The sequence below is a fragment of the Vibrio sp. SCSIO 43137 genome, assembly GCF_028201475.1.
In the GTDB taxonomy this organism is placed as follows: Bacteria; Pseudomonadota; Gammaproteobacteria; order Enterobacterales; family Vibrionaceae; genus Vibrio.
The window spans coordinates 2,832,499-2,855,275 of the sequence record NZ_CP116383.1; the positions used below are offsets into that span (position 1 = coordinate 2,832,499).

The window sequence follows — 22,777 nt, forward strand, 5'->3', positions numbered from 1 at the left end:
CTTTTTTTATTTAACCACTTTCAGGCTTGGGCGCCCTTTTGGTTTAGGCGGAACGTCATCCGGTGCTTCATGAGAATCATCAGCCACAGTCAGACCAAAGGTAGTCGGACTTTCATTCTCTTGATCTTGTTCTTCATAATCCACCATATACGCCTCTTCCGGCTCAAACATGGTTCCTGCGCCATTTTCACGCGCATAGATGGCCTGAACAGCATAAAGGGGAACAATGACCGAATGAGGTTTACCACCAAAACGAGCACTGAATGTCACTGCCTCGTTACCCATTTCCAGGTTACCTACCGCCCGTGGTGCCACATTAAGAATAATCTGTCCATCCTGAACAAACTGTTCCGGCACCCGAACTCCCGGCAGGTCGGCATCAACAACAAGATGAGGGGTCAGTTCATTATCCACTAACCACTCATAAAATGCCCGCAACATATATGGACGACGCGGTGTCATATCGCTCATTTCCATCGCTTATCTAACCAGACGCATCTCACGTTCAGCTTCTGTCAGAGAAGCAAGGAACGAATCACGCTCAAATACGCGGTTCATATAAACTTTAAGTTCTTTCGAACCCGGGCCTACCAGATCAATACCATATACAGGAAGACGCCATAGAAGCGGAGCCAGATAACAGTCGATCAGGCTAAACTCTTCACTCATAAAGTACTCATACTCAGCAAAAACCGGAGCAAGAGTCAGAAGGTCATTACGCAGCTTCTGGCGTGCAGACTCAGACTCTTCAGCATTTCCTTCAACGATCTTCTTCGCCAGGGAATACCAGTTACGTTCAATGCGGTAAATCATCAAACGGCTGTTACCACGGGCAACAGGATAAACAGGCATTAGCGGCGGGTGAGGGAAACGCTCGTCCAGATACTCCATAATGATCTTAGAGTCATACAGAGCCAGCTCGCGATCAATCAGTGTCGGTACTGATTTGTATGGGTTCAACTCAATCAGTTCATTTGGCAAATTAGCATCATCAACTAACTCAACTTCAACACTTACACCTTTTTCCGCTAGAACAATGCGAACCTGATGACTATATAAATCAGAGGCACTTGAAAAAAGAGTCATCACAGAACGTTTATTGGCAGCTACAGCCATTGAGCCCTCCAGTACACTTACAAAGAAAAAAACAATGGAGGCTAAATTGCCTCCATTGCAGATAAATTAGCACCGAATGATAGCATATTTAATGCACATCACGCCAATACTCTTTCTTAAGCAGAACAAATACGATAGTCAGGATTACCAGGAAGGCCATTACCCACCAACCCATAGCTTCACGCTCCAGCTTAACCGGGTCACCTGAGTACTCAAGGAAGTTAACTAAATCGCGAACTGCCATATCGTACTCTTTCGGGCTTAACTCACCTGTACCGTCCGCTTCAACACCAACTACAGTCTTAACTTCAACACCGTCAACCATATGTGTTTCATACACTGGCATAGGAATACCCTGAAGTTCTTCAAGAACGTGTGGCATACCAACACTCGGGAACACAATATTGTTTACGCCAAATGTCTTCGACGGATCGGCATAGAAGGTTCTCAGATAAGTGTATAACCAGTCTGTACCTCTCACACGAGCCACCAGAGTCAGATCCGGTGGCGGAGCACCAAACCACTTACTGGCTGACTCTTCAGGAATGGCATTTTCCATCAGATCACCGATCTTAGCATTTGGATCAAATACCAGATTCTCCTTCATCAAGTCCAGAGGAATACCGATATCCTCAGCAACCCTTTGATATCTCTGGTACTGAGTTGAGTGACAGGCAAAGCAGTAGTTCATAAATAGCTTGGCGCCATTCTGTAACGACGCTTTATCCGTCAAATCATTGTTTGGCTGATCTAGTGGTACACTGCTACCTCCGGCTGCAAAAACCAGCGAAGGCAACGTAGCAAATAACATTACAATCCATTTTTTCATTTGAAATTCACCCTCTCTGGTAACGGCTTAGTCGCTTCATTTTTACTGTAGAAGAACAGCAGCACGAAGAACATGAAGTAACCCAAACTAAAGATACGAGCCAACAGCGTATACAAATCAGTCGCTGGCAGAGCACCAAGAATACCCAGTGCAATAAAGCTCACAGTGAATTGAACAATATTAAGTAAATGAAACTTGCTACGGTAACGGTATGAACGAACCTTACAGCGATCCAGCCATGGCAGCAGGAACAGAACCACAATCGCTCCGCCCATTGCTACTACACCCAACAGCTTGTCAGGAACCGCACGCAAGATTGCATAGAACGGCGTAAAGTACCAGACAGGTGCGATATGCTCCGGTGTCTTCAGCGGGTTAGCCGCTTCAAAGTTTGGTCCTTCAAGGAAGTAACCACCCATTTCAGGGTTAAAGAACAACACGTAACAGAACAGGAACAGGAAGCCGGCAATACCAACCAAGTCTTTTACTGTACCGTACGGATGGAAAGGAATTGAGTCGATGATGTCATACTTCTTAGTGTAGTACTCATGGAACTTGAACTGAGGTTCATAACCATCACCCATCTTACCTTTAGGCAGCTTGGTTTCGATACCGTCTGGGTTGTTTGAGCCCACTTCATGCAGTGCCAGAATGTGCAGAACCACCAGCAGCAGCAGAACAATCGGTAGAGCAATAACATGCAAGGCGAAGAAACGGTTGAGTGTCGCTCCTGAAATTACATAGTCACCACGAATCCAGAGTGTCAGGTCATCACCAATAACAGGAATGGCACCAAACAAGGATATAATTACCTGTGCGCCCCAGTATGACATCTGTCCCCAAGGAAGCAGGTAACCCATAAAGGCTTCAGCCATCAACACAAGGAAGATCAGCATACCAAACAGCCAAACCAGCTCACGAGGCTTCTGATAAGAACCGTAGATAAGGCCACGGAACATATGCAGGTAAACAACAACGAAGAAGGCAGAGGCGCCGGTTGAGTGCATATAACGAAGCAACCAGCCATACTCTACATCACGCATGATGTATTCAACTGATGCAAATGCGCCATCACCAGACGGCTCATAGCTCATTGTCAGCCAGATACCCGTCAGCAGCTGGTTAACCAGCACCAGCATGGCTAATGAGCCAAAGAAATACCAAAAGTTAAACGTCTTCGGCATCGGATATTCTGATAAATGCTTTTTAAAGGCATTCATCATGGGCAGACGTTTTTCAAACCATTCAGCTAACTCTTGCATTAGGCTTCTCCCTCTTCATCTACACCAATGACAATCCTTGTGTCACTCAGATACATGTGCTTTGGCACCACCAGGTTTAGTGGAGCAGGAACCCCCTGAAATACCCGGCCGGCCATATCAAACTTAGAACCGTGACAAGGGCAGAAGAATCCTGACTTTTGTCCCTGAACTTGTTCGCTGAAACTGTCTGGTAAATAGGTTGGCGAACAACCTAGGTGGGTACAGATGCCGACAGCAACAAAATACTCCGGTTTAATTGAGCGGTACTCATTTTGAGCGTATACCGGCTGTTGCTCTTCTGCTGAAGAGGGATCTCTCAGCTCTCCGTCAACATTCTTTAAGGCACTAACGACTGATTCAGCACGCCGGACAACCCAGACAGGTTTACCACGCCATTCGACGCGAACCATCTGTCCTTCTTCCAACTTGCTGATATCGACTTCAACGGGCGCACCCGCTGCTTTTGCTTTCTCACTTGGGTTCCAAGATTTTATAAAAGGAACAGCGACAGCGGCAGCCCCTAAACCCCCAACAACCGCAGTTGTGGCAGTTAAGAAGCGCCTACGTCCACTGTTTAAAGGCGCATTGCTCATCCAACATATCTCCCATTTGCTCCGCTTATATTTTTACTATTCGACAGAGCACGGCTAACAAAACTAAACTTTATTCTACTTTTAACAGCGAATGATAAGCAAAAAGATACCTTTTGTTAACATTTATAACAAAGAATCGCTCATCGCTTCACAAAAACACTTATTCAATTGGAAATTGCAGTGAAAAAAGCGGTTATTCTTTTAAATTTCAACGTGGAGCAGAACAAGGGAGGGAAACAGGAAATGTTGTATATTTATAAAATTATCTATTAGCCAGATACAAAAAAGCCCGGTATAAACCGAGCTTTTGTAACCACAATCCGGCATTTCTGCCGAAACGCAATCTTTGGTAAAAGATTAACGCTTAGAGAACTGTGGACGACGACGTGCTTTACGTAGACCAACTTTCTTACGTTCAACGCGACGAGCGTCACGAGTAACGTATCCAGCTGCACGTAGTGCAGGACGTAGTGATTCATCGTACTCCATAAGAGCGCGAGTGATACCGTGACGGATAGCACCTGCCTGACCAGAAATACCACCACCTTTAACAGTGATGTATAGATCCAGTTTCTCTGTCATTTCAACTAGCTCAAGTGGCTGACGAACAACCATGCGAGAAGTTTCACGACCGAAGTAAACATCAAGGCTACGCTTGTTGATTACGATGTTACCGCTGCCTGGTTTGATGAAAACACGAGCAGCTGAGCTTTTGCGACGGCCAGTGCCGTAGTATTGATTCTCTGCCATTTCCATAATCCCCAATTAGATGTCTAGTACTTTTGGTTGTTGAGCAGTGTGGTTATGCTCAGCGCCAGCGTAAACTTTTAGCTTACGGTACATAGCACGGCCAAGAGGACCACGTGGTAGCATACCTTTAACAGCTAACTCGATTACCATCTCTGGCTTCTTATCAATCAGCTTGTCAAAAGTGATTGACTTAAGGCCACCTGGGAACTCAGAGTGACGGTAGTAAGTTTTAGCCGCAGCTTTGTTACCAGTTACAGTAACTTTCTCCGCGTTAACAACGATGATGTAATCACCAGTATCAACGTGAGGAGTGTATTCAGCTTTGTGTTTGCCACGTAGGCGAGATGCAATTTCACTTGCAAGACGACCAAGAGTTTTACCTTCAGCGTCTACAACGTACCAGTCACGTTTTACAGTTTCTGGTTTAGCAACGAAAGTTTTCATGCTAACAATAACCCGTTAAATTTAAATTTTACACTAAGGAGCTTTCGCTCCCACTGTCTAAGAGCCCATATCATCACCCCTTCGAGTGTTGGCACTCTCGGTTCAAAAAGAACCTGCAGTAACGGTGGGTCGCAGGATTATAGAGAAGTATGAAGAAAAAAGCATCTACTTTTTTGCTTAATAACGCGAAAAAACAAGGCTTCGTTTCTACTTGTAAAACAGATGAAACTTTTCCGCGACCGTTTGCCCGGAAAACCATACTCCATTATCGCTTTTCAGCCTGTCAGGCAAGGTGCTCTCTGGCCAGATAATCGTGACTCTGCATCTCAATCAGGCGTGAAAGACAACGCTTAAATTCAAATTCCAGCTGACCGCCCTGATATAAACTCTCTGAAGCGACTTCAGCGGAGATAATCAGCTTAACGTTTCTCTCATAAAACTCATCTACTAGAGCAATAAAGCGGCGGGCAGCATCATCGTTAGAAGCGTCCATTTTTATAACGTCACTTAGCAGCACAGTATGATAGATGCGGGAGAGTTCAATGTAATCATTCTGGCTTCGTGAGGTTTGGCACAACTGTTCAAAGGAAGCGAATAACACACCATCACAGGCTTTTTTAATAGCGATATCTCTATGGTTTATCTCAATAGAGTCAGCAACCACCTTGCACTCCGTGGTCAGCTGTTTGTAGTATCTCTGCAGATTCTCATCCGCTGCTTGATCCAGCGGATAGTGGTAAATCTCAGCCTGCTCCAGTGTGCGTAACCGGTAATCTACGCCACTATCAACATTGATTACCTGACAATGGGTTTCAATCAGTTCAATAGCCGGAAGGAACCTTGCTCTCTGTAAACCGTTACGATACAAGTCTTGTGGCGGGATATTAGAAGTAGCGACCAGAACAATTCCGCGTTTAAACAGAGCCTGAAACAGAGTACCCAAGATCATGGCATCAGTAATGTCCGAGACAAAAAACTCATCAAAACAGATAACATCCGCTTCTTGTTTAAAAGTCTCAGCAACAAGCTCAAGAGGATCGTTTATCTCATTCAGCCCGCTGAGTTCATCATGAACCCTTAGCATAAAACGGTGAAAGTGAACCCGCATCACCCGCTCAGCAGGAAGAGATTCGCAGAAAGTATCCATAAGATAGGTTTTACCCCTGCCTACCCCACCCCACATATAGATACCTCGCGGCAGTTGCGGCTGCTGCTCTTTTTTACCCAGCAGCTTCTGCAGACGGGACAATTTAACAACCGGAGTATTCAGGTACTCTTCATACGCATGATAAAGCTTATCAAGATGCTCTATGGCGTTTCTCTGGGCAGTGTCAACTTGAAAGTTAAACTCTTTAATATCTCTCTGATACTTATTTAATGGGGTCATTCCTGAATACCTGAATTATCAAGGCCAAACATTGGTCGAATCTGTTACGTAACTTCTTTATCCCTTCGGCTAGTCATAGTAACATGAGACCCATACATGTGTAATTCTTATGTAAACAACATGTTAGCATTTTAAAGTATTAAGGAGCTTTTATGCCTTGGATTTTTGGGTTATCAGGTTTATTGGTGGGAGCCATACTTGGCATCATCATTGCCCGTATAAAGACACCCCAGTACAAGAAGCACCAACAGATGAAAAAAGAGCTGGACACAGCCAAGTTCGAACTGGAGCAGCAGAGACAAGAGTTAACCGACCATTTTTCACAAACTGCTGAAATGCTCGATGTGTTGGGTAAAGATTACACTAAACTTTACCAGCATCTGGCCAAAACCTCCTCAGAACTATTACCGAATCTTCCGGAGCAGGACAGGCCATTTTCCAAAGTCATCACTCAACAGGATGAAGCAGACAAAGAAGAGCTGAACCTGCAGCCTAAAGATTATGCAAAAGGCGCAACAGGTCTTCTTACTCCTGAAAAGAAAGAGATCATCGAAGCACCTGATGTGGTGAAAACCACTTCCTGAAAATAAATTTGAACTAGATCTAGGTTTTTGAGTCATACCCTTCATAACAAGAACGAGGAGTACATGATGAAAAAACCTATGCTAGCTTTCTCAGCACTAGCACTTAGCCTGAGCGCTGTCATTACACCTGTGACGGCAACGGCCGCCCTTCCATTAAGTGTCAATAATGAACAGCTTCCAAGCCTTGCGCCTATGCTTGAGCAGGTTACACCAGCGGTTGTCAGCATTGCCGTAGAAGGCAAGCAAGTATCTACACGTCGCCTTCCTGAATCTTTCCGCTACTTCTTTGGCCCGGATTTCCCAGCAGAACAGATGCAGGAGAGACCATTCAGAGGTCTGGGTTCTGGTGTCATAATTGATGCGGGCAAGGGCCATATTGTCACCAACTATCACGTCATCAACGGCGCCGATAAGATCAGAGTAAAACTTTACGATGGACGCGAATATGATGCCGAGCTGGTCGGTGGCGATCAGATGTCAGATATCGCGTTACTAAAACTGGAAGTCGCCAAAAATCTCACCGAGATTAAGCTGGCAGACTCCGACAAACTCAGAGTGGGTGATTTCAGTGTCGCCATCGGCAACCCATTCGGACTTGGTCAGACAGTAACATCCGGTATTGTTTCAGCACTAGGGCGTAGTGGCCTGAACCTGGAGAACTTTGAAAACTTTATTCAGACCGATGCTGCTATCAACAGCGGTAACTCGGGCGGCGCACTGGTTAACCTGAGAGGTGAACTAATCGGTATCAACACGGCCATTCTGGGACCAAATGGCGGTAACATCGGTATCGGCTTTGCTATTCCTTCTAATATGATGAAAAACCTGACAGAGCAGATCCTAGAATTTGGTGAAGTTAAACGCGGCATGCTTGGGGTACAAGGTGGTGAAGTCACCTCAGAACTTGCAGAAGCACTGGGTTATGAAGCCAGTAAAGGTGCCTTTGTCAGTATGGTTGTTCCCGACAGCGCCGCAGACAAAGCGGGTCTGGAAGCAGGCGATATTATTATCTCGGTTAACGGTAAAGAGATCGCTACTTTCGGTGAGCTAAGAGCTAAAATAGCCACACTAGGTGCCGGTAAAAAGGTCGATCTGGGTGTTATACGCGATGGTAAGAAGATGAGCTTTAGCGCAGTACTGGGCGAAGCCAGTGAGACCAAAACAAAAGCCGAAAAGCTACATGATGGTCTTCAGGGTGCAGAACTTGCTAACACCACGGCCGGTGACCCTGTTCAGGGGGTAAAAGTGACTTCCGTTGAGAAGGGCTCGAATGCCGAAGCGTATCAACTGCAAAGTGGGGATATTATTCTCGGCGTTAACCGTCAGAGAGTGAAAAACCTTGGTGCACTGCGAACCATTCTGGAGAAGAAACCTAATGTTCTCGCCCTGAATGTTCAGCGTGATGGCAGAACCATCTATCTGGTCGTTCGCTAATTAACTGATTTGTCATTTATTGGTACAAGAGCACGCTACGGCGTGCTCTTTTTTATTGCCAATAGTATTGGGATCGGCAAAGTGCTATTCTTATCCGGTTGTTTAGTCGACAAATATGCAGAAGTTTTAATCAGATTCCCGGCACTGAGGAATACATGCTCAATTATTTATTACGCTCCATTGCACTAGGCTTAGCCACTGCTGTTGTGGTTCTTCTTGCTGTCCCGTCACTTCGCAGCAATATTATTCCTGCCAATATTCATAACACTCAAAGCAATATCAGTGAGCTGCAAGTCTCCTTCAATGATGCAGTACGCCGCGCCGCACCGGCAGTGGTCAATATATACAGCCGGCAATATACCGCAGATGGTAAGAAAACACTGAAAACTCAGGGGCTCGGCTCCGGAGTGATTGTTAGTGAAAAAGGCTACATTATTACCAACTTCCATGTTGTTGCTCAGGCAGATCAAATTGTTGTTGCTCTTCAGGACGGCCGTATCGCCACCAATACACAATTGGTAGGTAAAGATCAGAGAACCGATATCGCCATCCTTAAAATTGAAATGGCTAACCTTCCCACTATTCCGCTGGATTCCGAGTATCAGGCTAAAGTGGGTGATGTTGTACTGGCAATCGGCAATCCATATAACTTAGGACAAACCACTACTTTCGGCATTATCTCCGCAACCGGCCGTTCCTCTATCAGTGCTGACGGGCGACAAGCCTTTATTCAGACCGATGCAGCCATCAATCAGGGTAATTCCGGTGGCGCTTTGGTGAATACTCAAGGAGAGTTAGTTGGTATTAATACCGCCTCTTTTCAGCAGGCAACCGATCTTGAAACCTACGGAATTTCCTTTGCCATTCCTTACCCTCTCGCGAATAAAATAATGAATAAAATCATTGCTGACGGACGGGTAATCCGTGGTTATATCGGCATTGATGGTCAGGATGTTAATGCCATGACATCACGTCTGCTAGGAGGAGATTATGTCGGAGCCATTATCGTTCTTGGTGTTGACCCAAGTGGCCCGGCCGGACAGGCTGGCTTTATGAAAAATGATGTGATTTTGACCATAGGCGATCAGAAGATAAACGGCAGACAGAGTGTGCTGGATATTGTCACCGACCTGCGTCCCGGTACAACGATTGATGTCGGCATTCTCAGGGACGGAAAAGAGATGGCAGTGCCTGTTATTGTTGGTGAACTGCCGAATTAACCTGAGTTCAGGTTAACTAAGCGCTGTAACAGATAGAAAAATGCCCCTCTGTCTGGGGCATTTTTTATTTCGCTAATCTTGCTTATTCCGCTGAATCTTCAACCGCTGATTCAGTTACTTCTTCTATCTCGATACGGGTAACACGCTGTAAACCTCTCGGCAGCAGGGCTCCACGTCTTCCTCTCTCACCACGGAAGTTTTCCAGATCCTTAGCTTTCAGACCCAACTTACGTTTACCGGCAAACAGAGTAACAGAAGCGCCTTTCGGCAGGGATAGCAGGTGAGAAACCATCTCTTCTCTGCTCTTCGATTTCGCCGCAGGAATATTGATGATCTTGTTCCCTTTACCTTTACCTAGCTGAGGCAGATCTTTGATTGGGAACAGTAACATTCGACCCTGATTGGTAATGGCCAGAATCTCATCCTGATCGATATCCTGTATCGCCTTCGGCGAAATCACCTGTGAATTTTCAGGCAGGTTTACCAGAGCTTTGCCACTTCTGTTTTTCGACAACAGATCGGCACCTTTACAGACAAAACCATAACCGGCATCAGAACCTACTAGCCAGAGCTGGTTCTCTTCGCCCATAATCACCTGACAAACAGAGGTTCCTTCAGCAATATTCAAGCGGCCAGTAATCGGCTCGCCCTGACTTCTTGCTGACGGTAGTGAATGAGACTCCAGTGAGTAACTGCGCCCGTCTGAGCCTAAGAAGACAGCCTGCTGATTACTCTTACCACAGGCGTGGGCAAGATAGCCGTCACCGGACTTGTAACTTAGTCCTGAAGCATCAACATCATGGCCTTTAGCATGACGAATCCAGCCTTTTTCAGACAAGACAACCGTAATGGCTTCACTCGGGATCAGGTCACGCTCAGTCAATGCCTTAGCTTCACTACGCTCTACCAGAGGAGAACGACGATCATCGCCATACTTCTCAGCATCGGCTTTGATCTCTTTCTTCAGCAAGGTATTCATACGGCGCTCAGAACCAAGTAGCAGTTGCAGCTTATCGCGCTCTTTTTCCAGCTCTGACTGCTCGCCACGAATCTTCATCTCTTCCAGCTTGGCCAGGTGACGAAGTTTAGTATCCAGAATAGCATCCGCCTGAATCTCAGTGATGCCGAAACGTTCCATCAATACAGCTTTCGGGTCGTCCTCAGTACGGATGATCTCAATCACCTCGTCCAGATTCAGATAAGCAACTAACAAACCTTCCAGAATATGCAAGCGTGCCAGAATCTTATCCAGTCTGAACTGCAGACGACGACGAACGGTCGCTCTTCTGAACTCTATCCATTCAGAGAGAATCTTAACCAGCCCTTTCACCTGCGGGCGGTTATCCAGACCGATCATATTGATATTAACGCGGAAGCTCTTTTCCAGATCCGTAGAAGCGAACAAGTGATTCATCAACTGGTCACAATCTACACGGTTAGAGCGGGCAACAATCACGATACGGGTCGGATTTTCATGATCCGATTCATCACGCAGATCATCCACCATAGGCAGTTTTTTGGCTCTCATCTGCGAGGCAATCTGCTCAAGCAATTTAGCGCCGGAAACCTGATGTGGCAGTGCAGTAATGACGATATCATTACCTTCTTTATGCCAGACAGCCCTGGCTTTAATGCTTCCCCGTCCGGTACGGTAAATTTTTTCCAGCTCAGATTTAGGCGAAATTATCTCGGCTTCTGTCGGATAATCCGGCCCCTGAACATACTGCATAATATCGGACAACTCTGATTTCGGGTTGTCGATCAGATGAATAGTCGCATCGGCGACTTCACGCACGTTATGCGGCGGGATATCTGTCGCCATACCGACAGCAATACCAGTTACGCCGTTTAACAGAATATGTGGCAGACGGGCCGGCAGCATCTGCGGCTCTTTCATAGTGCCGTCAAAGTTAGGCTGCCACTCAACGGTTCCCTGTCCCAGCTCACCAAGCAATACTTCAGCAAACTTAGACAGCTTAGCTTCTGTATAACGCATTGCGGCAAAAGACTTAGGATCGTCCGGAGCACCCCAGTTACCTTGTCCGTCAACCAGCGGATAACGGTAAGAGAACGGCTGAGCCATTAACACCATGGCTTCGTAACAGGCTGAATCTCCGTGTGGATGGTACTTACCCAGTACGTCACCCACAGTACGGGCTGACTTTTTATACTTGGCAGCCGCCGACAATCCCAGCTCGGACATGGCATAAATAATCCGGCGCTGAACCGGCTTTAGTCCGTCACCAATATAAGGCAGTGCCCTGTCCATAATGACGTACATGGAATAGTTAAGATAAGCATCTTCGGTAAATTTTCTCAGCGGAAGCTGTTCAACACCGTCGAATGACATTTCTGTAGACATCAATTAAACCTCTGCTAAATCACCGTTTGTTTGTAACCAGGTACGTCTGTCATCAGCACGCTTCTTACCCAGTAACATATCCATCACTTCATTGGTCAGCTCATCATCATCAATGGTTAGCTGAACCAGACGGCGGGTATTAGGATCCATAGTGGTTTCGCGCAACTGTAGCGGGTTCATCTCACCCAGACCTTTAAATCGCTGCACATTAATCTTGGCTTTCTTCTTACTCAGCCGCTCGAGAATCCCCTCTTTCTCCTCATCATCCAGTGCGTAGAAAACCTCTTTTCCGCAGTCAATACGATAAAGGGGAGGCATAGCCACATACACATGGCCGGCTTCAACCAGAGCCCTGAAGTGACGGGTAAACAGTGCGCAGAGAAGGGTGGCGATATGCAGACCATCGGAGTCCGCATCGGCAAGGATACAAACCTTACCGTAACGAAGGCTTTCAAGGTTATCGCTATCGGGGTCAATACCAAGAGCGACGGAAATATTATGTACTTCCTGAGAAGCAAGCACCTGATCGGCAGACACTTCCCAGGTATTCAGAATCTTACCCCGTAGCGGCATTATGGCCTGAAACTCACGATCACGGGCCTGCTTGGCAGAACCACCCGCCGAGTCCCCTTCCACCAGAAACAGTTCTGTACGGTTAAGGTCTTGTACAGAACAGTCTGTTAACTTGCCCGGTAATGCAGGACCTGAAGCGATCTTCTTACGTACTACTTTCTTGCTGGCCCTCATTCTGCGATGCGCGTTAGCGATACACATTTCCGCCATCAACTCGGCTATCTGCGGCTTCTCATTCAGCCACAGGCTAAAGGCATCTTTAACCACACCAGATACAAAGGCAGCACACTGACGGGAAGAGAGGCGCTCTTTAGTCTGACCGGCAAACTGAGGATCCTGCATTTTGATAGAGAGAACATAAGAGCAACGGTCAAACACATCGTCACCCGTCAGCTTAACTCCGCGAGGCAACAGATTACGGAATTCACAAAACTCACGCATGGCATCCAGAAGCCCTTGTCGTAACCCGTTCACATGGGTTCCGCCCAGCGCGGTCGGAATAAGGTTAACGTAACTCTCGGTTATCTGATCGCCGCCTTCAGGCTGCCAGATAATCGCCCAGCTTGCCGCTTCGGTTTCTGCTTTAAACTCACCGGTAAAGGGTTCTTCAGGCAGAACGGTGTAACCCTTAACACCTTCCGCCAGATAATCTTTCAGGCCATCTTCATAGTGCCATTTATGTTCGTTACCGTTTACTTTATCGGTAAAGGTAATCTCCAGCCCCGGGCACAGCACCGCTTTTGCCCGCAGATTGTTAACTAAACGGGAAACAGAAAAGTTAGCGGAATCAAAATACTGGGCATCAGGCCAGAAGTGTACACTGGTGCCTTTATTACGACGGCCGCAGGTACCAACCACTTGCAAATCAGAGACTTTCTCACCGTGTTCAAAGGCAATATCGTAAACCTGACCATCCCGTTTTACTTTCACTTCAACACGTTTGGACAGGGCGTTTACTACAGAGATTCCTACCCCGTGCAGACCACCTGAAAACTGATAGTTTTTATTGGAGAACTTACCACCGGCATGCAGCTTACACAGAATAAGCTCAACACCGGAGACTTTCTCTTCCGGGTGAATATCAACAGGCATACCACGGCCGTCATCGATCACTTCCAGTGATTGATCGGCATGGAGAATAACTTGTACTTTTGAGGCATAGCCTGCCAGTGCTTCATCGACACTATTATCGATGACTTCCTGTCCGAGGTGGTTAGGGCGTGCGGTATCCGTATACATCCCCGGGCGGCGACGTACCGGCTCTAAGCCATTAAGAACCTCAATGGCTCCAGCATTATATTGTTCAGTCATAATACGGAATTATACTTCTTCAATTAGGGTTACTTTGCCGCGAAAACAGGGCATTCTGAAGCCTGTTTGCGTCATATAAAGCAATAACGAATCTTTCAGAAAAGGCGCTATTCGCGGAAAACAAGGAGAACATAGTCTGGAACAAGGCACCTGATGTCAAGCGCGTTGCTCACGGGATGAATATTTTTATGACCCATCCCAATGGTTTGAGCATTAAAGCCCTAAAAAACGGATTATTTCAGCCGGGAAGCGCTCAAAATCAATAAAGCTATGATCGCCCCCTTCTTCAACGGTCTGCCTGCCGTCCTGGTACTTACTTACCGCCTGCCGGTAATCCAGCAGCTCATCGCCTTTTTGCTGAAGTAACCAAAAATCTTCAGGTTGCTCGATTACTGGCACACCCATCCCCTTCAGATCATCAATATGCTGTTCCGTTAAGATATATTTCTCACCGGTGTAAGGGTTGGTCTGCTCACCAAGGTAATCAAGCAGCAGCTCATAGGGTCTTACTGCCGGGTTGACTACAACGGCTTTCAGCCCGTAAACATGGTTTAGCCATGTACTGTAATACCCCCCCAGCGAGCTGCCCACAAGACCGATATTGTAATCGCCGCCATACTGCTCAACAATCTGAGCCAGTAGTGCTTTTGCATCTTCAGGAAAGCAGGGCATTTGCGGAATGATAACCTTGATATCATCACGATTTTGCTGACAGAACTCTTTCATTATATTGGCTTTTAATGACTTCGGTGAGCTATTGAAACCATGTATATAGAGAAGAAGAGAGCCTTTCATCAGTAGCCACTTGATGCAAAATCAGGAAGAAAACGACCATTGGGCAGACGATAAACCTTAGTCTTTATACTGCCGTCATTAAACAGTTCAAGAGTTCTCCAGCCGGGAGAAAGCCCGTCCAGAGCAAAATCCTGAGAGTCAGGTTTAAACTGAACACAGGTAGAAGGAGTGGTGATAACCCTGACTCCGTGATGAACCTGATCATAATCCTGATGAACATGTCCGCAGAGTAACCCTTTAACGTTCTGATGTTTCGCCACAACGGCCCAAAGGTTTTCTGCTTCGCTAAGGGTGTGTTGATCCAGCCATGCACTGCCGACTAATACCGGGTGATGGTGTAATAGTACCAGCGAGTGCAAAGATGGGTTTTCTGACAATTTTTCATCTAAGAAAGCCAGTTGTTGTTCACTTAACTTACCGTGAGGAACGCCTTTTACCTGACTGTCCAACAGAATAATCTGCCAGTGTTCACCGGCTAATACATGTGTGTCTGCCTGCACCTGCGCAGAAGGGAGTATGCTCTGCATACTCGGTTTAAAATCGTGATTTCCCGGCAACCAGAAGCAAGGTTTTGTCAACGGAGCAATAACCTGCTCAAACCTCTGATAGGACTCAGCAGTATGATCTTGTGAGATATCACCAGTTGCAAGAATGGCATCAAAACAGATATCACTCTGAATGATCTCGTCAACAACAGCATGAAAGCTCTCTAAAGTATTAACACTCAGCAGACACCCGTCAGTATCAGAAAACAGATGAGTGTCTGTGATCTGCAATAACTGAATGCTGCTATTGTCTGAGGCTGCTGAAAATTTCAAAATAGTAGACCTGAATAAATTTAAATTAGTTTTTTATTTTTAATAAGCTTTAGCGCGAAAATCCTAAAGTGCTATCTCTTTAGTTAAAAAATGGGAGCTCGGCTAATCCCATGTCTCAGACAGAAAGATAACCAGTCACTTAAGAACTGATTCAACTGAAATTTTTCATCTTTCTGCATCATTTTTTTATTTGGGTAATCATAACGAGCTTGTACCCTTGAGATCTGCTCGCTGGCACACACTTCCGCAACCCGGGCATCATGATAGAGCCTTACCGTCATCTTCGGCAGGGGAAAAACAGGAACTTCATCACACTGGCTAACATCGATAAGTGTGGTGTACTTGGTGATCTCACTTACTTCCAGCTGATACGCCATGGCTGCAACCTGATACGAACGTACATCGCCCACCTGAGGCTGACTAGGCAGAAGTGCATTTAGTTTTGCATAGTTAGTTTCATATATACGCATCAGACCAGCCAGGTCGACATGATACGGCTTACTCGTTGCTATTTTTGCCATTGGGATAGTAATTCTTCTCGGTTTAACTCCAGCCATTGTAAAGCAATAATTGAGGCACCATTCTCAATTTTTCCGTTTTTCACCATCTGATACGCTTCTTTGCGGCTGAAAACATGTACGCGAATATCTTCATTTTCATATTCGAGTCCGTGAACACCACCGGCAGCGGATGAATCGACCTGTCCGACAAATACATCCAGCCGCTCAGAACAGCCTCCGGCAGAAGGGTAGTAGCTGGTCACGGGAACAATATGACTAACCTCAACTCCGGCTTCTTCCATCGCCTCCCTTTTTACAAGCTGTTCTACAGACTCATCGGCATCCATTATCCCGGCAACAATTTCCAATTGCCAAGGGTTCTGATGTTCTAAAGCGCCGACGCGAATTTGTTCAACTAAAACAACCTGATCCTTTACCGGATCGTAAGGAAGCAGCGCTGCAGCATGACCTCGCTCAAATAATTCTCTTTCTATCGGCTCACTCCAGCCGCCGGCGAACAATCTGTGCTTAAATGTATATTTAACCATCTGAAAGAAACCTCGGAATAACCTCTCCTTTGAGATAATTTCGACATCTTTAGGTGTATATTGAGCTTTCATGTTCTGTTAGCGATCCTAGAGTAGGCTTGTTGAGTTATTTAATCATAGAGTATGTTTTGTACCAATGATAAGGCTCAACTTTTTCAATAAAGTTTAAATAATTCTTTAGGTACACAAAATAAATATTGCACAGACGGACAATAAAGTGTAAAAAAGCGCAAAGATTAGAGTAAAACTATCAATATCTGGGTTAAACTCTCGACTAATGTTCCTAATAAGGCAGGAAAAATCAGATGAAAAAGCTGCTACCTTTAATCATCAGCATGTCACTAAGCAGTGTGGCAACATATTCTTATGCCGATGATCTTGCAAGTATCTATAATTTAGCAAAAGAAAACGATCCGACACTGTTACGCACAGCTGCTGAACGCGATGCCGCCTTTGAAGCTGTGAATTCCAGCCGCAGTACTTTACTGCCGCAAATCAATCTGACGGCCAACTATGATATCAATCGTAGTGACACAGATAGCCGTGAGAGCAACCAGTTTGCTGCTGGTGTTAGCTTTACTCAGGAGCTGTATAAGCGCTCAAGCTGGATTTCACTGGAAACAGCAGAGAAAAAAGCGCGTCAATCCGATGCAAACTATGCCGCCGAGCAACAAAGCCTGATTCTCCGTGTATCAAAAGCGTATTTTGAAGTGCTTCGTGCTCAGGATAATCTTGAGTTTGTCCGTGCAGAAAAAGCCGCGGTTGCCCGTCAGTTAGAGCAGACAAAGCAACGTTTTGAGGTTGGTCTTTCTGCTATCACGGACGTACATGATGCTCAGGCACAGTATGACTCAGTGTTGGCCAGCGAAGTGGGTAGTGAAAACAACCTGACCAACAGCTATGAAGCCCTAAGAGAGATCACCGGTCAGGAACACACGGATCTGAGCATTCTGGATACTGAACGTTTCTCTACCTCTAAAACTAAAGAGACACCTCAGCAACTGCTGGAGCAGGCTCAGAACGAAAACCTGTCTCTGCTGACTGCACGAATTGCCAAAGATATTGCTAAAGACGCTATTTCTCAGGCGGATTCCGGTCACCTGCCTACGCTGACACTTGATGGTCGCTATGGCTTTACTGATCAGACTCAAAGCGCCCAGGATTATGACGCTAATGATTTTAACATCGGCTTGAACCTGGCTGTTCCTCTGTATACCGGCGGAAATATTACCTCGCAGGTCAAACAGGCTGAATACAACTATGTTGCTGCCAGTGAGACGTTAGAAGCCAGCTACCGTAAAGTGGTGACAACGGTTCGCAGCTCAAACAATAACATCAATGCCACCATTGGTACTATCCGCGCTTATGAGCAGTCTGTTATTTCGGCAAAATCTGCCCTTGAAGCAACAGAAGCTGGTTTTGATGTAGGTACGCGTACTATTGTTGATGTGCTGGACTCTACCCGTCGTCTGTATGACGCTAACCGTAACCTGTCTAACGCGCGCTACAACTACGTTACTAACGTATTAGAGCTGCGTCAGGCTGTTGGTACTCTGAGTGAGCAGGATATTCTGGATATTAACGCAGGACTTAAAGCGGTTAACTAATCCGGGACAAACTGAAAAACAGTCACCAGCGCCATCGGCGCTGGTACAAGACTCTAAATAAAACGGGCAGTATCACTACTGCCCGTTTTTCTATTAAAACCTTTATAGCGACAGTTAATTAACCTTTACCGCCCTGAATTGCTTTAATGATTTCAGTGGTAGAGACACCTTCTTCAAAGTTAAGCACTTTAACTTCTCCACCTGCAGCAATCACCTCTTTACCGCCGGCAATCTCTTCCGGTTTATAATCGCCACCTTTTACTAACAAGCTTGGAAGCACTTCAGAGATCAGTCTCTGTGGTGTATCTTCACCAAAAGGAACCACCCAGTCGACAGCACCTAATCCGGCCAGTACCGCCATACGTCTGTCAGTAGGGTTCACCGGACGCCCCGGCCCTTTCAGACGCTTTACAGACTCATCTGTATTAACTGCAACAATCAGTCGGTCACCCAGCTCTGCCGCGTGGTTAAGATAAGAGACATGACCGGCGTGCAGGATATCAAAGCATCCATTGGTCATCACCACCTTCTCTCCCTTAGAGCGGGCCTTCTTAACCGCCTCGATCAGGGCACTTTCGGAGATAACGCCGTAGTCGGTATCCTGACTGCCATGAATCGCTTCTGCCAGTTCGATAGTTGACAGGGTCGACGTACCCAGTTTTCCGACCACGACACCAGCAGCGGCATTCGCCAGAGCACACGCTTCATCGAGAGGCTTACCGGCCGCTACAGAAGCAGCCAGTACCGAGATCACCGTATCACCGGCACCGGTTACATCAAACACCTCTTTTGCCAGAGTCGGCAGATGGAAAGGTTCTTCTCCCTTACGCAGCAGGGTCATACCGTGTTCACTGCGGGTGACCAGCAGGGCATCAAAGTCATAGCGTTCAATCAGCTCCAGACCTTTCTCCACCAACTCCTGCTCATCTTTTACTTTGCCGACAACCAACTCAAATTCAGCCATATTCGGTGTAAGTAGTGTTGCACCACGGTAACGTTCGAAGTCAGCTCCTTTAGGATCGATAAATACCGGAACACCTGCTTTTCTGGCTTTTTGGATCAATTGCTGAACATGCTCAAGGGCACCTTTGGCATAGTCAGAAAGAACAACAGATTTAACCTGAGGCAGAGCGGCTTCCATCTTATTAAGGATCAACTCTGGGTTGGTACCTTCAAACTTATCTTCAAAATCAAGACGAATCAGCTGCTGTCCGCGACTCATTACTCTGAGTTTGGTAATAGTCGGATAATCTTTCAGGGCGACAAAATCGCAGTTCACCTTCAGTGAACTCAGGGTGTCAGTCAACACCTGTGCAGGTTCATCTTCACCAACCAAACCAACTACCGTCACACCGCCCCCCAGGGCAGCAATATTCATCGCTACGTTTGCCGCACCACCCGGACGCTCTTCGTTGTCTTCTACTTTAACAACAGGGACCGGCGCTTCTGGTGATATCCGCCCGGTAGGACCATACCAGTAACGATCCAGCATCACATCGCCAACAATAAGTACACCCGACTGGCTGTAATCCGGCAGTATCGGTTTCATAACTATCTCCAAAAATAAAACTGTGCTAATTCTAACAGTTGCTTCTCGCAATCACTATCGACAGCTAAAGATTTCCTGCTTAGTTTTTATCTGAGAAAACTAAGCCAACCATTTATTCCATTGTTCCGTCACGTATTCCCGCTCTTCCTTAAAACGCGCCTCATCAACATCTGCATCCTGATTAAGCAGATTCCGATGGTGAATCTCATCACGCAGCCTTGTATAAGCGTGGTTGAGTTGCTCTTTCTCTTGCTCTGTCACAATCGCCTGCTGCATAAGCGACTCAAAAATACGCACATTATCCGACCAGCGTGTTAAGGCAGGGTTCCCCTGGCTAAAGCGTAAAACCAAATACTGAGCCAAAAATTCGATATCGGTAATACCGCCCTGATCCTGCTTAAGCATAAAACGCCCGGCTTTCTTTCCACCAAGGTGATCACGCATCTTCTCACGCATCTCTGTCACCTGTTTTTTCAGGCTCTCGTCTTCCCTTGGCAGGCAAAGCACTTTTTCACGAATGGCATTGAACGCATCAAAGAATGAGGAATCACCGTAGATAATCCGGGTACGCACCAATGCCTGATGCTCCCATGTCCACGCATCATTTAACTGGTACTCTTCAAAGGCTTCCACCGGACTAACCAGCAAGCCGGAAGCACCTGACGGACGAAGTCGTGTATCCACTTCATACAAAATACCGGAGGCAGTTCTGGTCGAGAAAATATGGATAATGCGCTGCGCCAGACGCAGGTAAAACTGCCGGCTATCAATCTCTTTCTTACCCGTGGTATAGCTATGAACCGGACAGTCGTGCATAAAGACAATATCAAGGTCTGAATTATAACCCAGCTCCCAGCCACCCACTTTACCGTAACCGACCACGGCAAAGCCTTTTCCTTCCCTGTCCTTAAGATGATCAGGCTCTCCGAATTTTTCTGTTACCTGCAACCATGCCTGATTAATAACCGCTTCAACAATGGCTTCGGCCAGATAAGTTAAGTGATCACTTACTTTCATTACAGGCAGGGCACCGGCAATATCAGCCGCCGCGATTTTCAAGATACAGATCTGCTTAAACTGCCGCAGCGCTTCCATCTGCTGCTCCATATCATCTTCAGGAATTCTGGCTAAGAAATCTCTCAGCTCCACACGGTAAGCATCTAAAGCGATAGGGTTATAAAGTTGCTGCGGATCCAGCAGCTCATCCAGAAGAATAGGATAACGGCTGAGCTGTTCAGATATCATAGGGCTGGCTGTACAGAGACGGACTAGCTGGCTCAGGGCGGCAGTGTGTTCATCTAGCAATTCCAGATAAGTTGTACGGGTCGAGATCCTATGTAGTAGCTGCAATACTCTCGGAAGGCCATATTTGGCATCTTTATTGGCAAATATCGCCTCAAATACCTTAGGCATCAGACGATTAAGTACTTCTCTCCCTCTCGGGCCAAGGGTCTTCTTAGCCAAGTCGGCCTTAAACTGAATAATGGTCGCCGCATCATCTTCCGGCTGGCCACTTTGGATATCTTCTGTCAAAACGTGTTGAATCACTTCCTGAGAGTGGGCCATATCCCACAGCTCGGAGAAATGTTTATTGACCGGCTTTACCTCTTCTTCTTCATCTCCGATCAAAGCTTCAAAAATAGTATGAACAGCCGACATACACTCTGCTGTCGCTTCTCTCATTGCCTGCCAGTCTGCAAATCCCATGGCGAAGGCCAGCTTAAACTGCTCGTCCGGATTATCAGGCAGGGTCTGTGTCTGCTTATCCGCCATTGCCTGTAGCAAGTTCTCCAGCTTTCTCAGAAAACGGTAGCTCTGCTGCAACTGCCCCACTTCTTCTGCTTTCAGCAATTTCAGTTCTTTAATCGCCGCCAGTGTTTCCAGCAGCCCCCGTCCCCTGAGAGAAGGCTCCCGCCCGCCACGGATTAACTGAAATACCTGAGCAATAAACTCTATCTCCCGGATACCACCGGCACCCAGCTTAATGTTGTTGCTCAGTTTTCTGCGCCTTACTTCACTGGAGATCATCGACTTCATCCGGCGCAGCGACTGTATGGCACTAAAATCAATGTATCTGCGGAATACAAACGGCCGCAGCATTTTTCTCAGCTCCTGATACTGGGGATACATTTCACTGCCCATTACCCGGCCTTTGATCATGGCATAACGTTCCCAGTCTCGTCCCTGCTCCTGATAATAATCTTCCAGAGCCGCATAGCTCATCACCAGCGGACCACTCTCACCAAAAGGTCTCAAACGCATATCCACCCGGTAGCAGAAACCATCGAAGGTCTGTTGGTCTAACGCTTTAATAATCCTCTGCCCGAGGCGGGTAAAAAATTGTGCGTTAGCAATGCTGCGTCTGGCACCCGTTGTCTCACCGTTTTCCGGATAGGTAAAAATCAGGTCGATATCGGAAGAGAAGTTCAGTTCACCACCACCCAGCTTACCCATACCGATAATTAACATAGGCTGCTGTTCACCGTCGGCATTACAGGGCGTACCCCACTCATTGCAGCAAACCCGGTATTGCCACTGGTACGTTTCAAAAATCATCGCTTCCGCCAGCATAGAGAGATGGCTCAGGCTTTCATCCAGTGTCCAGTTAGCCGAGAAATCGCGCCAGGCAATCAGCACCATTTCACGCCGGCGGAACTGGCGCAGGATTCTCAAGCCACACGCTTCGTCATTGCACTCCGCTAGCAGGGTGCGAAGTGAGCTTCTGTACTCTTCTTCCCTGCTGCCGGACGCCAGCATCTGAGGCAACAAACGGCAGAGCTCTTCATCTTGTCCGATGGCATCAGCAACGAACTTACTGACCGCCAGTACTTTTTTAAGTTGCTGCTGATAATCATCCGGCCAGCTCTCAATAATCTGGCGGCTGATATCATTCAATTGATCGTAAGCTTTCTGGTATTCAATAGTGAGATTTTCCGGTAGCTGCATCTGACATCCCTGTTTTGACTATGTGGCAACAACGACTTTGCTGAGAAAAGTTACTTTATCAATAAAAAGCGCCCGCTTATATAAAGCGGGCGCCGTAAAGTGATATAACTCAGAGTCCCTGATAACTCAGGGTTAGTTACTCAGTACTA

At 46.6% G+C, this 22,777-nt stretch carries 20 protein-coding genes; 4 read left to right on the forward strand and 16 right to left on the reverse strand.

The window, feature by feature from the left end; translation table 11 throughout:
• Positions 1–6: 6 nt before the first annotated feature.
• The 8 genes from sspB to zapE form a co-directional block, all read right to left on the reverse strand.
• The gene (gene sspB / locus PK654_RS13245) at positions 7–477 is read right to left on the reverse strand and encodes a ClpXP protease specificity-enhancing factor (RefSeq protein ID WP_271696233.1); all 471 of its coding nucleotides are present in this window, start codon (positions 475–477) and stop codon (positions 7–9) included.
• A gap of 3 nt (positions 478–480) precedes the next feature.
• The gene (gene sspA, locus PK654_RS13250) at positions 481–1,116 is read right to left on the reverse strand and encodes a stringent starvation protein SspA (protein ID WP_271696234.1); all 636 of its coding nucleotides are present in this window, start codon (positions 1,114–1,116) and stop codon (positions 481–483) included.
• Between the two features lie 88 nt (positions 1,117–1,204).
• Positions 1,205–1,945, reverse strand: coding sequence for a cytochrome c1 (locus tag PK654_RS13255; RefSeq protein ID WP_271696235.1), 741 nt, complete (start codon positions 1,943–1,945; stop codon positions 1,205–1,207).
• The gene (locus PK654_RS13260; RefSeq protein ID WP_271696236.1) at positions 1,942–3,207 is read right to left on the reverse strand and encodes a cytochrome b; all 1,266 of its coding nucleotides are present in this window, start codon (positions 3,205–3,207) and stop codon (positions 1,942–1,944) included. Before PK654_RS13260 ends, PK654_RS13255 begins: the two co-directional genes overlap by 4 nt.
• Entirely contained in the window at positions 3,207–3,800 is a 594-nt protein-coding gene (petA, locus tag PK654_RS13265) for a ubiquinol-cytochrome c reductase iron-sulfur subunit (RefSeq protein WP_271696237.1), read from the reverse strand. The genes PK654_RS13260 and petA overlap by 1 nt, the downstream gene beginning before the upstream one ends.
• A 357-nt stretch (positions 3,801–4,157) precedes the next feature.
• Positions 4,158–4,550: a 30S ribosomal protein S9 gene (rpsI, locus tag PK654_RS13270; RefSeq protein ID WP_271696238.1), complete on the reverse strand. Its 393-nt coding sequence runs from the start codon at positions 4,548–4,550 to the stop codon at positions 4,158–4,160.
• A 15-nt stretch (positions 4,551–4,565) separates the two neighbouring features.
• The gene (rplM, locus tag PK654_RS13275) at positions 4,566–4,994 is read right to left on the reverse strand and encodes a 50S ribosomal protein L13 (RefSeq protein ID WP_271696239.1); all 429 of its coding nucleotides are present in this window, start codon (positions 4,992–4,994) and stop codon (positions 4,566–4,568) included.
• Positions 4,995–5,277: 283 nt separating this feature from the next.
• On the reverse strand, positions 5,278–6,381 hold the full coding sequence (zapE, locus tag PK654_RS13280; RefSeq protein ID WP_271696240.1) for a cell division protein ZapE: 1,104 nt from the start codon (positions 6,379–6,381) through the stop codon (positions 5,278–5,280).
• A 152-nt stretch (positions 6,382–6,533) separates the two neighbouring features.
• Between zapE and zapG the strand changes: the two genes are divergently transcribed.
• The 3 genes from zapG (at position 6,534) to degS (ending at position 9,619) form a co-directional block, all read left to right on the forward strand.
• On the forward strand, positions 6,534–6,965 hold the full coding sequence (gene zapG, locus PK654_RS13285) for a Z-ring associated protein ZapG (protein ID WP_271696241.1): 432 nt from the start codon (positions 6,534–6,536) through the stop codon (positions 6,963–6,965).
• Between the two features lie 66 nt (positions 6,966–7,031).
• Entirely contained in the window at positions 7,032–8,399 is a 1,368-nt protein-coding gene (locus PK654_RS13290) for a Do family serine endopeptidase (protein ID WP_271696242.1), read from the forward strand.
• A gap of 155 nt (positions 8,400–8,554) precedes the next feature.
• A complete protein-coding gene (gene degS, locus PK654_RS13295; RefSeq protein ID WP_271696243.1) occupies positions 8,555–9,619 on the forward strand; it encodes an outer membrane-stress sensor serine endopeptidase DegS in 1,065 nt (354 codons plus the stop codon).
• An 82-nt stretch (positions 9,620–9,701) separates the two neighbouring features.
• On the opposite strand, the gene parC is transcribed toward degS, so the two are convergent.
• The 6 genes from parC to nudF form a co-directional block, all read right to left on the reverse strand.
• Positions 9,702–11,981 (reverse strand): DNA topoisomerase IV subunit A, encoded by a 2,280-nt coding sequence (parC, locus tag PK654_RS13300; protein ID WP_271696244.1) that lies wholly within the window; start codon positions 11,979–11,981, stop codon positions 9,702–9,704.
• 3 nt (positions 11,982–11,984) lie between these two features.
• Positions 11,985–13,865 (reverse strand): DNA topoisomerase IV subunit B, encoded by a 1,881-nt coding sequence (gene parE / locus PK654_RS13305; protein ID WP_271696245.1) that lies wholly within the window; start codon positions 13,863–13,865, stop codon positions 11,985–11,987.
• A gap of 213 nt (positions 13,866–14,078) precedes the next feature.
• The gene (yqiA, locus tag PK654_RS13310) at positions 14,079–14,663 is read right to left on the reverse strand and encodes an esterase YqiA (protein WP_271698887.1); all 585 of its coding nucleotides are present in this window, start codon (positions 14,661–14,663) and stop codon (positions 14,079–14,081) included.
• Positions 14,660–15,478 carry a 3',5'-cyclic-AMP phosphodiesterase gene (gene cpdA / locus PK654_RS13315; RefSeq protein WP_271696246.1) on the reverse strand — a complete coding sequence of 273 codons (819 nt, stop codon included), beginning with the start codon at positions 15,476–15,478 and terminating at the stop codon, positions 14,660–14,662. The genes yqiA and cpdA overlap by 4 nt, the downstream gene beginning before the upstream one ends.
• An 83-nt stretch (positions 15,479–15,561) precedes the next feature.
• Positions 15,562–15,999, reverse strand: a complete 438-nt coding sequence (locus tag PK654_RS13320; protein WP_271696247.1) for a DUF1249 family protein — start codon at positions 15,997–15,999, stop codon at positions 15,562–15,564.
• Positions 15,987–16,598 (reverse strand): ADP-ribose diphosphatase, encoded by a 612-nt coding sequence (gene nudF, locus PK654_RS13325; RefSeq protein WP_271696248.1) that lies wholly within the window; start codon positions 16,596–16,598, stop codon positions 15,987–15,989. The genes PK654_RS13320 and nudF overlap by 13 nt, the downstream gene beginning before the upstream one ends.
• Before the next feature lie 233 nt (positions 16,599–16,831).
• On the opposite strand from nudF, the gene tolC reads away from it, so the two are divergent.
• Positions 16,832–18,133, forward strand: a complete 1,302-nt coding sequence (gene tolC, locus PK654_RS13330) for an outer membrane channel protein TolC (protein ID WP_271696249.1) — start codon at positions 16,832–16,834, stop codon at positions 18,131–18,133.
• Between the two features lie 118 nt (positions 18,134–18,251).
• Here tolC and hldE read toward each other — a convergent pair whose 3' ends face one another.
• A complete protein-coding gene (gene hldE / locus PK654_RS13335; RefSeq protein WP_271696250.1) occupies positions 18,252–19,682 on the reverse strand; it encodes a bifunctional D-glycero-beta-D-manno-heptose-7-phosphate kinase/D-glycero-beta-D-manno-heptose 1-phosphate adenylyltransferase HldE in 1,431 nt (476 codons plus the stop codon).
• 99 nt (positions 19,683–19,781) lie between these two features.
• Positions 19,782–22,628 carry a bifunctional [glutamate--ammonia ligase]-adenylyl-L-tyrosine phosphorylase/[glutamate--ammonia-ligase] adenylyltransferase gene (glnE, locus tag PK654_RS13340; RefSeq protein WP_271696251.1) on the reverse strand — a complete coding sequence of 949 codons (2,847 nt, stop codon included), beginning with the start codon at positions 22,626–22,628 and terminating at the stop codon, positions 19,782–19,784.
• Between the last annotated feature and the right edge of the window lie 149 nt (positions 22,629–22,777).